Annotated in this window: 11 protein-coding genes; 3 read left to right on the top strand and 8 right to left on the bottom strand. The window is 55.0% G+C overall.

The window, feature by feature from the left end; translation table 11 throughout:
* Window position 1 precedes the first annotated feature (1 nt).
* Entirely contained in the window at window positions 2-682 is a 681-nt protein-coding gene (locus B9K09_RS18125; RefSeq protein WP_087518135.1) for a Fe2+-dependent dioxygenase, read from the bottom strand.
* A gap of 76 nt (window positions 683-758) precedes the next feature.
* Here B9K09_RS18125 and B9K09_RS18120 point away from each other — a divergent pair, with 76 nt between their 5' ends.
* The gene (locus B9K09_RS18120) at window positions 759-995 is read left to right on the top strand and encodes a TonB-dependent receptor plug domain-containing protein (RefSeq protein ID WP_087518134.1); all 237 of its coding nucleotides are present in this window, start codon (window positions 759-761) and stop codon (window positions 993-995) included.
* A gap of 187 nt (window positions 996-1,182) precedes the next feature.
* Window positions 1,183-3,570 (top strand): sulfite reductase flavoprotein subunit alpha, encoded by a 2,388-nt coding sequence (locus tag B9K09_RS18115; RefSeq protein ID WP_087518133.1) that lies wholly within the window; start codon window positions 1,183-1,185, stop codon window positions 3,568-3,570.
* An 86-nt stretch (window positions 3,571-3,656) separates the two neighbouring features.
* On the opposite strand, the gene B9K09_RS18110 is transcribed toward B9K09_RS18115, so the two are convergent.
* The 7 genes from B9K09_RS18110 to B9K09_RS18080 all read right to left on the bottom strand — a co-directional run bounded on the left by B9K09_RS18110 (window position 3,657) and on the right by B9K09_RS18080 (window position 11,945).
* Window positions 3,657-4,643, bottom strand: a complete 987-nt coding sequence (locus tag B9K09_RS18110) for a peptide ABC transporter ATP-binding protein (RefSeq protein ID WP_087518132.1) — start codon at window positions 4,641-4,643, stop codon at window positions 3,657-3,659.
* Window positions 4,643-5,617: an ABC transporter ATP-binding protein gene (locus tag B9K09_RS18105; protein ID WP_087518131.1), complete on the bottom strand. Its 975-nt coding sequence runs from the start codon at window positions 5,615-5,617 to the stop codon at window positions 4,643-4,645. Before B9K09_RS18105 ends, B9K09_RS18110 begins: the two co-directional genes overlap by 1 nt.
* A gap of 10 nt (window positions 5,618-5,627) precedes the next feature.
* Window positions 5,628-6,539, bottom strand: a complete 912-nt coding sequence (locus B9K09_RS18100; protein ID WP_087518130.1) for an ABC transporter permease subunit — start codon at window positions 6,537-6,539, stop codon at window positions 5,628-5,630.
* Window positions 6,540-6,550: 11 nt separating this feature from the next.
* Window positions 6,551-7,561 carry an ABC transporter permease subunit gene (locus B9K09_RS18095; protein ID WP_087518129.1) on the bottom strand — a complete coding sequence of 337 codons (1,011 nt, stop codon included), beginning with the start codon at window positions 7,559-7,561 and terminating at the stop codon, window positions 6,551-6,553.
* A 115-nt stretch (window positions 7,562-7,676) separates the two neighbouring features.
* Window positions 7,677-9,293 carry an ABC transporter substrate-binding protein gene (locus B9K09_RS18090; protein WP_087518128.1) on the bottom strand — a complete coding sequence of 539 codons (1,617 nt, stop codon included), beginning with the start codon at window positions 9,291-9,293 and terminating at the stop codon, window positions 7,677-7,679.
* Between the two features lie 105 nt (window positions 9,294-9,398).
* On the bottom strand, window positions 9,399-11,000 hold the full coding sequence (locus B9K09_RS18085) for an ABC transporter substrate-binding protein (RefSeq protein WP_087518127.1): 1,602 nt from the start codon (window positions 10,998-11,000) through the stop codon (window positions 9,399-9,401).
* 231 nt (window positions 11,001-11,231) lie between these two features.
* The gene (locus B9K09_RS18080) at window positions 11,232-11,945 is read right to left on the bottom strand and encodes an SIMPL domain-containing protein (protein ID WP_087519156.1); all 714 of its coding nucleotides are present in this window, start codon (window positions 11,943-11,945) and stop codon (window positions 11,232-11,234) included.
* Window positions 11,946-12,303: 358 nt separating this feature from the next.
* Here B9K09_RS18080 and B9K09_RS18075 point away from each other — a divergent pair, with 358 nt between their 5' ends.
* A complete protein-coding gene (locus B9K09_RS18075) occupies window positions 12,304-13,557 on the top strand; it encodes an ATP-binding protein (protein WP_087518126.1) in 1,254 nt (417 codons plus the stop codon).
* Window positions 13,558-13,680: the final 123 nt, after the last annotated feature.

Genomic DNA, 13,680 nt, shown 5'->3' with positions numbered 1-13,680 from the left:
TCTAAACCTCAGCCCAGCGCCGCAACAGGTTGTGATAGGTGCCAGTCAGTTGCGTCAACGATGGGTGCTCAGGTACATCACGGCTGAGCTGCTGTATGGCGTTATCCATCTCGAAGAGTAAGCTGCGCTGGCTGTCTTCACGGACCAAACTTTGGGTCCAGAAGAAGGAGGCAAAACGTGAACCACGGGTGACGGCAGCAACTTTGTGCAGGCTGCTCGCCGGATAGAGCACCAGGTCACCTGCTGGTAGCTTGACCTTTTGCACGCCGTAGGTGTCTTGGATTGTCAGCTCGCCGCCGTCGTATTCATCGGGGTCACTGAAAAACAAGGTGGAAGACAGGTCTGTACGCACCCGTTCGACCGAGCCTTTGACCTGCCGCACGGCGTTGTCGATGTGGTAGCCAAAGTCGTCGCCAGAACGATAGCAGTTGAACAGCGGCGGGAACACTTTGTTGGGCAAGGCGGCAGACATAAACAGCGGGTTATTCCACAAGCGCTCAAGCATGGCTTGGCTGATCTCCTTCGCCAGCGGGCTGTCTTCTGCGAGTTGCAGATTGTTTTTCGCCTTTGCCGATTGATGCCCCGCAGTGACTTTGCCATCCACCCATGCAGCGGCTTCGAGCGCCTCACGAATACGCGTGATTTCTTCGCGGTTGAACACGGCGGGTATATGCAAAAGCATGTGAGCTCCAAGCGGATGTGGTGGCAATTAGTTAATGATAACGATTTTCACTGGCATTTAGGAAAGTTCTGTAGCATTGGTTGGTCAGCAAGATGCCTACAGGGTTGCGTCTGCCAACGACACGTTCACCGCGCTGCTGCGCGAAACGCCCAAGAGCGTCACTATTGTTTCTGAGCAGGTGATCAAGGACACCGGCTCACTCAGCCTGGCCGATGCGTTGCGCACCACCTCCGGTATCACCTTTGGCACGGGTGAGGGTGGCAACCCTGCTGCCGGTCGTACAGCTTTGCTGAGTACTAATTTGCACTTCTGATTGGCTGGCAAAGTCGCTTCGTCGCCCTGGAGCTGACTTTTCATTGGAGAATCTTATGCCGGGGCATTTTTACGTTGTGAGGCCTGGGGTTTTACCGGGTAAATTTTAGGTAAATTTGAGTTGTTGAGAGTTTGTATCAAATAATATCGTATCTCGTTTCGGCGTCTGCCTGAGCTGCTCAGGTGTTATGTGCAGTTCAGATACTTGGGGAATCACGGTGTTCAAGAAAGTGTTGTTTCAGTTGCATTGGTTCTTTGGGATCAGTGCCGGTTTGATTCTGGCGTTGATGGGCATAACCGGTGCTATGTACAGTTTCGAGCCTGAAATTATCGAACTGCTCAACCCTTCAGCAGTAATTGTAAATACGCGAGAACAGCAGCGTCTGTCGCCGGCTGAGCTGGTACTTAAAGCGCAGACCCAGAGCGGTAAAACGGTTTCAGGGATGTTCTATCAAGAGCAGGGCACCAAACCTACCCGACTGTTTTTCACGCCACCACCGGGTCAGCGCCGTGGTGAGTCGCGCATTGTCGATCCCTATACCGGCGAGCAACTGGCGCCGCTGCGTGGCGAAGGTTTTTTAGGTTTTGTACTGCAACTTCATCGCTTTCTCGCGGTTGGCGAAGTGGGTAAGCAGCTGACAGCTGCAAGCACATTAGCGCTGGTGTTCTTTTGTTTGTCTGGCTTGTACCTGCGCTGGCCACGTCAAGCGGCCAGTTGGCGCGCATGGTTGACTCTGGATTGGGCGCGCAAAGGGCGCAGCTTTAACTGGGACCTGCACGCTGTCGCCGGCACGTGGTGTTTGCTGGTGTACCTATTGGCATCTATCACCGGCTTGTATTGGTCCTACGATTGGGTTCGCGACGGCATGATTCAGTTGCTTGGCGATGCCAGCTCAGGGCAGCAACGTAAAAAGGGTCGTGGCCGCGAGCCACAAGGTCCGGCGCCAGTGGTGGACTACGACAAGGTCTGGGCCAGTATTCGCCAAACGGGCGGCGATCAGTTGCAAGCATGGAGCCTGCGTTTGCCGCCGGTTGCCGGACAGCCCGCTCAGGTGTTTTACATGCTCAATAATGCAGAGCATCCGCGAGCATTTAACCTGATGGAAATGAACGCTGAAACGGGCAAGGTCGCAAGTGATAGCCGTTACAGCGACAAAAGCACCAGTGCGCAGTTGTTGGCCAGCGTTTACCCGCTACACACCGGCGAATACTTCGGTTTGGTCGGGCGGATTGTGGTGATGGTTGCAAGTCTGTTGATGCCTCTCTTCGCTATCACTGGTTGGATGTTGTATCTCGACCGCCGCCGCAAAAAGCGTGCGGCTCGCGTGGCTCAGCGAGCGGTGGTTAAAGGTGCCGCGAGTGGCGAAAGTTGGTTGGTGGGTTTTGCCAGTCAAAGTGGCTTTGCCGAACAATTGGCGTGGCAAACAGCCGGGCAACTACAAGCAGCGGGCATTGATGCCAACGTCCAGCCTCTAGCTAAAATTAATGGGCAAACGTTGAGCAAAACGCAAAACGCGTTGTTTGTGATTAGCACTTTCGGTGACGGTGATGCGCCGGACTCGGCACGTGGTTTTGAGAACTCGGTGTTAGCCAGCAAACTGGCACTCGGCGATTTGCGTTATGCAGTTTTAGCCTTGGGCGATCGTCAATATCAGCAGTTTTGCGGTTTTGCCCAGCGGATCCACCAATGGCTCAGTGGCCAAGGCGCCAACAGTTTGTTTGCCCCTGTTGAGGTCGATGCCGGTGATGTACATGCAATCAATCAGTGGAAGCAACAACTCAGCGCCGTCACTGGGGCCGATGCAGTGCTGACAACTGAAGAACCTTTCGCTACCTGGCGTTTGCATGAGCGTGAGTGCTTGAATGCCGGTTCTGCTGGCTTGCCGACGTACATGTTGCGCTTGCAGCCACCTGCAGGTGCGCAGTGGCAGGCTGGCGATATTCTGCAAGTTCGACCCGCTAATGACCCAACGGCTAAGCCGCGCGAGTACTCAATTGCATCATTGCCGAGTGATGGTGTGCTTGAGCTGATAGTGCGCCAAGAGCGTCATCCAGATGGTTCGTTGGGTCTGTGTTCAGGCTGGCTGACCGAGGCGATGCAACCGATGCTTGATCTACAGGCACGCTTGCGGCGTAACAGTGCTTTTCACCCGCCAGAAGATGACCGGCCGATTGTTTTGATTGGTAATGGCAGTGGCTTGGCTGGTTTGCGCAGCATTCTCAAGGCGCGAATCCAGCAGGGACATCGACGTAATTGGTTGGTGTTTGGCGAGAGAAACCGCGCACATGATTTTTATTGTGAGCAAGAACTGCTGGAGTGGCAGAGTAACGGTTTCTTGATGCATCTTGATCCAGTGTTTTCGCGTGATCAGCCGAGCAAACTGTATGTTCAGGATCATCTGCGGGCCGCTGAACAGCAACTGCGCGAATGGCTTGCTCAGGGCGCTGTCATCTATGTTTGCGGTAGCTTGCAGGGGATGGCAACAGGTGTTGATGCGGTGTTGCGCGAGGTGCTTGGTGAGGAATATGTAGATGGTTTACAGGAAGCCGGACGTTACCGCCGCGACGTGTATTAATGAAATCCAGCCACTTAGGGGCTTCTGCAACATAAGCGCTTGGGCCGACTCAAGCCCAAGCGCTTTGTACTATTTAGCTGTTGATATTAGCTGTTGATGGCTTCGGCGTGATGGCAAGCCACTTGCCGTGAATCGAGCAGACGCAGTTCCGGGCGCTCGATTTCACATTGCTCTGTCGCATACGGGCAGCGCTTGTGGAACGCGCAACCTGTCGGCGGGTTGAGCGGGTTAGGTAGTTCGCCACTGATCTTGATCTTTGGCTTGTTCGGGTCTGGATGAATTGCTGGCGTCGCGGACAGCAGTGCCTTGGTGTATGGATGCAGCGGGCGTTGATAAATGTGCTCGCTGGGGCCCATCTCCGCTGGCCTGCCGAGGTACATCACCAATACATCGTCGGCTACGTGGCGCACCACTGAGAGGTTGTGCGAGATAAATACATAACCGGTATTGAGCTCTTCTTGCAGGTCCATAAACAGGTTAAGGACCTGGGCTTGGATCGACACATCCAGCGCGGAGGTTGGCTCATCTGCAACCAAAACCTTGGGCGTCAGCATCATGGCGCGGGCGAGGGCGATACGCTGACGTTGGCCACCGGAAAACATATGCGGATAGCGCTGGTAATGCTCTGGGCGTAATCCGACCTGTTGCATCATCGCCTGGACTTTTTCGCGGCGTTCATCTTTCGATAATGATGTGTTGATTACCAGCGGCTCGGCCAGTTGATCGCCGATTTTCTGCCGTGGATTCAACGATGCATAAGGGTTTTGGAAAACCATTTGCACGTCGCGGCGCAGCTGTTTGCGTTGGGCTTTGCTGGCGCCGGTGACTTCTTGACCGGCAATTTGCAGCGAGCCCGAGCTGGGCTCCTCAATTAGGGTCAACGCCCGCGCCAGAGTTGATTTACCGCAGCCGGATTCACCGACAACCGCCAGCGTTTTGCCCGCGGCTAATTCAAACGAGACGCCATTGAGTGCCTGTACCGTGGCGTTGGGCTGGAACAAGCCGGTGGACACCGAATAATGACGAGTGAGGTCGCGAGCAGATAACACGCTGTTAGTTGTAGGCGCGCTCATCAAGCTACCTCCGAAGTCAGATTAAGCGGGAAGAAGCAACGCACAGCGCCTTGCGCATGGGGTTCGAGTTGCGGTCGTTGCTGGCGACATTGCTCCTGCACATAGGGGCAGCGCGGCGATAGCAAGCAGCCTTGCGGCCGGTCGTAGCGACCCGGAACGATACCCGGCAATGTCGATAAACGCTCGGCGCCGAGTGAGTGCTCGGGGATTGCCTTGAGCAGCGCCTCGGTGTACGGGTGAGTGGGGGTGTTGAATAACTCCGGTACCGTACCGACTTCCACCGCTTGGCCTGCGTACATGACGCACACGCGCTGGGCGGTTTCGGCAACCACCGCAAGGTCGTGGGTGATCAGTACCAGCGCCATGTCTTGCTCACGCTGCAGATTGAGTAACAGCTCCATGATCTGCGCTTGAATGGTTACATCAAGGGCGGTGGTCGGTTCATCGGCAATCAGCAGTTTCGGTTCGGCGGCTATCGCCATGGCAATCGCAACCCGTTGGCTCATACCGCCAGACAGTTGATGCGGATAGGCTTCGAGACGACTGGCTGCGCCCGGTATCTCAACCTTTTCAAGTAACTCCAGCGCCCGTTGGCGCGCAGCTTTGCCTTTCAGGCCCATGTGCTGGTGCAGGACTTCTTCAATCTGAAAGCCGACAGTGAAGCTTGGGTTGAGTGAGGTCATTGGGTCTTGGAAAATCATCGATAAATCTTTACCGATGATGTGGCGGCGCTGTTTGCCTTTAAGGCGCAGCATGTCGGTGCCGTCAAACTGCAGGCTGTCAGCTTTGACCTTGCCCGGTGCTTCAACCAAGCCCATCAGCGCCATCATGGTCACCGATTTACCTGAACCAGACTCGCCAACAATCGCCAGCACTTCGCCTTTGTCGACACTGATGTCGAGGCCATCCACAACCGGAACGGCATTCGCGTCGCCGAAGCGCACGCTGAGATTTTTAATATCAAGCAAGCTCATTCCGGGCTCCTCACACTGCGTTCTTGAGTTTCGGGTCTAGCGCATCGCGCAAACCGTCGCCCATCAAGTTGATTGCCAGCACGCTGAGCAAAATGGCCAAGCCGGGCATGGTGACAACCCACCACGCGCGCTCAATGTAGTCGCGCGCAGACGCCAGCATGGTGCCCCACTCAGGCGTTGGCGGTTGCACGCCAAGGCCAAGGAAGCCCAGTGCGGCTGCATCGAGAATCGCCGAAGAAAAGCTCAGGGTTGCCTGCACAATCAAGGGTGCCATGCAGTTCGGCAGCACCGTAATGAACATCAGGCGGGGTAAGCTGGCGTCAGCCAAGCGTGCAGCAGTTACATAGTCACGGTTCAGTTCAACCATTACTGCCGCGCGGGTCAGACGCACGTACGAAGGCAGCGAGACAATGGCAATCGCGATCACGGTATTGATCAAGCCAGGGCCGAGGATGGCAACAATCGCCACCGCCAGCAGCAACGAGGGCAGGGCCAGCATTACATCCATCAAGCGCATGATCCCAGGGCCCAATAGCCGTGGGAAGAAACCCGCGACAAGTCCTAGAAAAATACCGGGGATCATCGACATCAGTACTGATGCCAAGCCGATCATCAGTGACAAGCGTGCCCCGTGAATCAATCGCGAAAGCAGATCACGGCCGAGCTCATCGGTGCCCAGCAAGAACTGCCACTGGCCACCTTCGAGCCATGACGGCGGCGTCAGCAGGAAGTCGCGAAACTGCTCGCTCGGGTTATACGGCGCGACCCACGGCGCAAACAATGCACAGAACACAATCAGGATCATGAACATCAAGCCAGCCACTGCGCCTTTGTTGTGGGCGAAGGCTTGCCAGAATTCTTTTAGTGGCGAGGGGTAGAGCAAGCTCTGATCAACCGCCGGGAGGGAGTTGGTTATAGTCATTTCAGGCCTCCTTAGCGCTGATGGCGAATGCGTGGGTTGGCCAAGCCGTAGAGAATATCGACGACGAAGTTGACCATAATGACCAGGCAGGCGATCAGCAGGATGCCGTTTTGCACCACCGGATAGTCACGTGCGCCAATCGACTCGATCAGCCATTTACCGACACCGGGCCAGGAGAAAATAGTCTCAGTCAACACCGCGCCAGCCAGCAATGTGCCGACCTGTAAACCAATCACCGTGAGTACCGGTATCAGCGCGTTACGCAGGCCGTGAACGAATACCACGCGGGTGGGTGACAGGCCTTTGGCGCGGGCGGTTCGCACGTAATCTTCACGCAGAACTTCGAGCATTGCCGAGCGGGTCATGCGGGCGATAACCGCCAGCGGAATAGTGCCGAGCACGATTGCTGGCAGAATCAGGTGTTGCAGGGCATCGATAAACGAGCCTTCTTCATCCGAGAGCAGGGTGTCGATCAGCATAAAGCCGGTGCGCGGTTCGATGTCGTAAAGCAAGTTGATACGCCCGGACACCGGCGTCCAGCCGAGCCAGACCGAGAAGAACATGATCAGCAGCAGACCCCACCAGAAAATCGGCATGGAGTAACCGGCCAGTGATATGCCCATGACGCCGTGATCGAACAACGAGCCCCGTTTCAGCGCTGCAATCACTCCGGCAGTTAGCCCAAGCGTGCCAGCAAACAACAAGGCCGCCAGCGACAGTTCAAGGGTCGCGGGAAATAGGGTGATGAACTCATGCCAGACACTTTCGCGAGTGCGCAGGGATTCACCCAGGTCGCCCTGTGCGAGATTGCCAATGTAATCGAAGTATTGGGCATACAAGGGTTTGTCGAGGCCCAGTCGGTGTAGCGCTTCGGCGTGCAGTGCGGGGTCGACACGTCGCTCGCCCATCATCACTTCGACCGGGTCACCGGGAATCATCCGAATTAACGCGAAGGTCAGTAGGGTAACGCCGAAGAAGGTTGGGATCAGTAGTCCCAGACGCCTGGCAATAAAAGACAACATACGGTTTTAACACTCCAGCAATTTTCAGTTCACCAAGCTACGTGGCTCAGCGATTTTTTATAACGAGTACGCAACATTGCCGAATACAGTGCCTGCATTCGCTTTAGCTTGGTTGTTAGGGCTTGAGGCTCACTTTGGCAAAGTTATTTGAACCCATCGGGCTTTGTACAAAGCCCTGTACATTGCTGCGCAGGGCGGTGAACTGTTTCGGGTAGGCGAGGGCAATCCATGGCGCTTGATCCTGAAATATTGATAATGCTTCGCGATACAGCGCTGCACGTTGCGGGCGAGGGCTAACCCGGCGCGCCTCTTGGAGCAGTGCATTAAAGTCTTTGTCGCACCAGCCGGACATGTTTTCACCCGACTTTGCGGCGGCGCACGACAGATTGGGAGTAAGGAAGTTGTCCGGGTCGCCGTTGTCGCCAGCCCAGCCCATAAACACCAAATCGTGCTCGCCGTTCTTGGCGCGCTTGATTAGCTCACCCCATTCAAACACGCGAATATCAGCGGTGATGCCGATTGTGGCGAGGTCTGCCTGCAGCATTTGTGCGCCGATACCGGGGTTGGGATTAGTCGGGCCGCCACCTGGACGGGTCCAGATAGACAGTTTGAACCCCTCGGTGTGGCCCGACTCCTCAAGCAGTTGCCGCGCACGTTTTACATCATGCGGCCAGCCAAGCAGTTGTGCATCGTGGCCCCAGAGTGTCGGCGGATAAGGCGCAACAGCGGGTGTCGCGCCGCCTTCACCATACTGTGCGCGTACATAAGCGGCCTTATCGAAGGCCATATTAATTGCACGGCGTACGCGCACATCATCCAGCGGTGGGCGCCGGGTGTTGATGGCTACATAAGCGGTGAGCAATGAGTCCAGTGCCTGAACCTTTACCCCGGGGCTGGTTTTTAGTGCCGCAATATCGGTCGGTCGTGGATACAGCGCAATCTGGCAGGCGTCGGCCTTTAGTTGTTGAATGCGCACATTTGGATCAGGGGTGATGGCGAACAACAGCTTTTTGATTGCCGGTACACCGTCCCAGTATTCCGGGTTCGCGTGATAGCGGACTTGGGAGTCTTTACTGTAGCGATCAAATACAAACGGCCCAGTGCCAATGGGATGGCTGTTGAGTTGTTTGCTGTTGTTTTGTGCAAGTAGCTGGTCGGCGTACTCGGCGGAATAGATCGAGGCAAAGCCCATCGCCATATCGGCAAGGAACGGTGCTTCGGGGTGGTTCAGGGTGAAGCGAACGCTGTGCTCGTCAAGCTTGTCGATGCGCTGAATAATGCTGGCCATGCCCATTGATTCTGCATAGGGATAGCCGCGCAACGCCTGGTCGTGCCAGGGGTGATCTGGATCTAACTGGCGGTTGAAACTCCAGAGCACATCGTCGGCATTGAAATCGCGCGTCGGCTTGAATGTTTCGGCGTGATGAAATCTAACGTTCTTGCGCAGGTGGAAGGTGTAGCTCAGGCCGTCTTCGGAAATATCCCAACGCTCGGCCAGTGCAGGCTCTATATCGGTGGTGCCCGGAGCGAACCGGACCAGTCGCTCAAGCACTGTTTCAGCCGAAGCATCGGCCGTCACTGCTGCAGTGTATTGCACCACATCAAAACCTTCCGGGCTGGCTTCGGTGCAGACAATCAGACTGTCTTTGTTGGCGGCTTCAACCACGCTTGCGCCAAGGCTGCTGCCGAGCAAAAGCAGGCTAAACAATAATTGTGATCTAGGGTTTGGCATTGAGTAATCCCTGATGCGTATTCGGAATGCGCCAGCAGGCGGATAGGCTTGCTGGCGCCCGGTTATCCAACCGACGTTTGGTCGGCTGGATAACAGCTGCTAGGGTTATTTCTCGACGCTGACGCCGTAGAACGAGTTAAGGCCGAATGGACTGATTTTGAAGCCTTTTACCGATTTGCTCATCGGCTGGAAGACGGTTGAGTGTGCCACTGGGGTGATTGGCACGTTGTCCTTGAGGATGTGCTGCGCTTGCATGTAAAGCTTGCTGCGCTCGTCCTTATCGTTGAGCGTTTTGGCCTTCTTGACCAAACCGTCGAAGTCTTTGTCGCACCAGCGGCTGTAGTTGTTGCCACCGATTGAGTCACAGCCGTAGAGCACGCCCAGCCAGTTGTCCGGGTCACCATTGTCGCCGGTCCAACCAATCAGCAGAGCGTCGTGTTCACCAGCTTTGGCGCGCTTGTTGTACTCGCCCCACTCATAGCTGACGATTCTGGCCTTGATCCCGATCTTGGCCCAGTCAGCCTGAAGCATTTCAGCCATCAACTTGGCGTTAGGGTTGTAGGGACGCTGTACTGGCATGGCCCACAAAGTGATTTCAGTGCCTTCTTTAACGCCGGCATCCTTGAGCAGTTGTTTGGCTTTCTCTGGGTCGAAGGCCGCATCCTTGATGGTGTCGTCGTAAGACCATTGAGTTGGCGGGATGCTGTTGACGGCCAGTTGGCCTGCACCTTGGTACACCGCATTGATGATGGCCTGTTTGTTGACCGCCATGTCCAGCGCCTGACGCACTTCGAGCTTGTCGAATGGCGGGTGCTCAATGTTGTAGGCGATATAACCGAGGTTGAAACCCGCTTGATCCGGTAGTTGCAGCTTGGCATCGGCCTTCAGCGATTCGAGATCCGCAGGGCGTGGGTACACGCTGACCTGGCATTCACCAGCCTTAAGCTTTTGCATGCGCACTGATGCATCGGTATTGATGGCGAAGATCAGGTTGTCGATCTTCACATCATCCGGGTTCCAGTATTCCTTGTTGCCGGTGAAACGAATCTGCGCATCTTTCTGATAACGCTTGAATACGAACGGCCCCGTGCCGATTGGCTTCTGGTTGATGTCGCTGGCTTTGCCCTCTTTCAACAGTTGCGCGGCATATTCGGCGGACTGAATAGAGGCGAAGCTCATGGCGAGGTTCTGGACGAACGCAGCGTCTACTGTATTGAGGGTGAAACGCACGGTCATGTCATCGACTTTGTCGATTTTGGCAATGTTTTGATCCATGCCCATGTCGGTGAAGTAAGGGAATTCTGTTGGGTAAGCTTTACGAAATGGATCGTCTTTGTTGAGCATGCGATGGAAGGTGAACAGCACGTCGTCTGCATCAAACTCGCGGCTTGGCTTGAAGTAGCTGGTGGTATGAAACTTCACCCCAGGGCGTAGATGAAAGGTGTAGGTCAGGCCGTCATTGGAAATATCCCATTTCTCAGCAAGACCAGGAATTACCGTGGTGCCGCCACGTTCAAACTGAGTCAGACGGTTGAATACGGTCTCGGCGGCCGCATCAAAGTCGGTGCCTGTGGTGTATAGCGCAGGGTCAAAACCTGCGGGGCTGCCTTCTGAACAAAAGACTAGATTGCTTGCAGCCTGAGCAAATGGCGCACTGGCGATCAGCCCAGCGACCAGCATTGCCTGGATGACGGCATTCTTACGCATAGAAACCTCATGTTTGTTGTGGTTATGTTGAGGGGCCTCTTATGGAGACCTTGGATGAAACTATGCAGGGCACATGCCGGAGACAAGTGCGTTAACTCATAAACTGGGCTATCCGTAGATGTGGTGTACGTTGCTGTCGCATTTAGACAAACTTTAGGTTTAAACATGGCGAAACGCCGCTATGGAGGCATAGCGGCGGTGCGTCGTTTTAGTGCTTTGAAGTGTTACTTTTTAGGGCATTAGTACTTCTATCACGCCGTCGGCATTAACTGTGACTTGGCTGGTGCCTGCTTCTACTTCAGGTGGCGCCGCGTCCATCATCATTTCCATGCTTTTACCGCGTGCCATGCGAATCGGCATTGGCGTTTGGAAGCCGCCACTGTTGATGTTCAGACTCACCAGCTTGTAACCCTTGCCACCCAACGCTTGAGTCGCCAGTTCGGCGCGCGCTTTGAATGCATCAACTGCACCTTTAAGCATGGTGTCTTCTTTGCTCTTGCGCGTGTTGTCGGCAATGCTGAAGCTCATTGAACTCATCTGCATGGTTTTCAGCATGTCGCCGGTCAGCTTCGATAGCGCGGCAAAATCTGCACTTTCAAGGCGCACTTCAGCACGTTCGCGCCATGCGATGATCTTCTTGCCTTTTTCGTCATATACCGGATAGCTGTTGCGGCTGCCGGTTGCAACGCTGACCCCTTGTGCTGCGCGTGCTTGTTTCAGCGCGGCGTTGAGGGTTTGCGTGACTTCAGTGGCAAGCGCTGCAGGGTCACTGTTTTGCGACTCTGTATAAAAAGTCACGTGCATCAGGTCATGGGCGATCTCTTCACTGACTTCAGCGCGCAGGGCTACTTGGTTGTAGCGGGCTTCATCAGCATGCGCAGAGAGGCTCAGCAGGCTGCTGGCTGTTAATAGCAGGGCGGTTGCGAGGCTTGGGAGACGTGACATTGATTGCATGGATACTTCCTTAATTGGCGTGTTGGTGCACAGCTTGCACACTAGGTTCACAAGGGTAGACGGTCTTTGTGATGGATTCGGGTTAAACAATTTAAAAAATAATAAGGCAGTCACAGCGGTCCTATCACTCGGCTTATCTACACCGCACAAACGCCGCGTTAGAGGCTTGTGCCAGACCCAGCCAGCAACCTGATGATTAAGCCCGCTAAACTACTTTGAGTGTTTTAGCTTGGTGTTGTTCAGCCATTATCCGTTGCAAAGTGCCTCAACTGCGGCGTGTTGACGCACTAGGTAATTCGGTTGCTTGGTTATACTCGCCAGACTTGTAACAGGCGTTATCGGAGAACCAATGCTCGCACCGGTGCAGTTGTTGTCGGCCAGTCGGCAAAACCTCAGGCGTTTAATTCTGATCCGCTTCTTGGTGCTCGCCGCCCAGGCTGGCGCGGTGGGGCTTGTCTATAAGTCTGGTTTGCTGGTGCTGCCATGGTTTGAGTTGAGTGTCACCCTGGCCGTTTCGTTGGCCCTGTGTTTACTCACAACCTTGCGTTTACGCGGCCCGTGGCCAGTGACTGAGCAAGAATATGCGCTGCAACTCAGTTTCGATTTGATCATCCACAGCGTGCTGCTGTTTTACTCTGGCGGCTCCAGCAACCCGTTCGTGTCTTATTACCTGGTGCCTTTGACCATTGCGGCTGCCACGTTGCCGTGGCTCTACACCGTAACCTTATCGGGGCTGGCGTTGACGGGTTATACCGTGCTGCTGGTTTGGTCGCATGCGGTTATGGTGCCGCTGGAGCAGCGCGAGAGCTTGCTGGTTTATGGGATGTGGCTGAGCTTCGCAATGGCGGCCGGATTGATTACCTTCTTCGTTGCGAAAATGGCTGAAGAGCTGCGCGGGCAAGACCAGCAGCGCGCAGAGCGCCGTGAAGAGAACCTGCGTGATCAACAACTTTTAGCTGTTGCCACCCAGGCTGCGGGCGCGGCACACGAGTTGGGAACGCCATTGGCGACCATGAGTGTATTGATCAAAGAGTTGCGCCGTGAGCACCCCGAACCACTGTTGCAAGAGGATTTGGCCGTCCTGCAAGAGCAAGTGAAGCTGTGCAAGGACACGCTGCAACAGCTGGTGCGCGCGGCTGAGGCAGATCGCCGTCTGGCTGTTGTCGAGCAATCCTGTGTTGAGTGGCTTGAGGTTACCCTCAATCGCTGGCACTTGATGCGCCCGGAAGCGAGCTATCGTTATCAATGCCTGGGTCGAGGTACAGCGCCACGCTTGATGCCGCCAGCTGATCTCACTCAAGCCTTGCTTAATCTGTTGAATAACGCCGCTGATGCGCATCCCGACAAGCTGGATATCTGCCTTGATTGGAACCACCAGTGGCTGTACCTGACCATTCGTGATTTTGGTGCGGGTGTGCCTCTGGCGATTGCCGAGCAGTTGGGGCGTCCATTCTTCACCACCAAGGGTAAGGGATTTGGTCTGGGCTTATTTTTAAGTCAAGCCAGCGTCACGCGTGCCGGAGGTACGGTTAAACTGTATAACCATGAAGAGGGCGGCACGCTCACTGAATTGAAACTGCCGCGTGCCTATGGCCGTTCGTAACCTATGCCAGTAAGGGAGCCTCTGAAAAAGGTAGCGAGCGACGGAAGTACAAGGCAAAAAAATGTGAGAAAGCGGAGTTTACTGCAGTAAATGAGCATTTTGAGCCGTTTTTTAACGCAGCAA

It is taken from the genome of Pseudomonas sp. M30-35 (genome assembly GCF_002163625.1).
Taxonomy (GTDB): domain Bacteria; phylum Pseudomonadota; class Gammaproteobacteria; order Pseudomonadales; family Pseudomonadaceae; genus Aquipseudomonas.
This window is presented reverse-complemented; position numbering and strand designations above follow the sequence as displayed.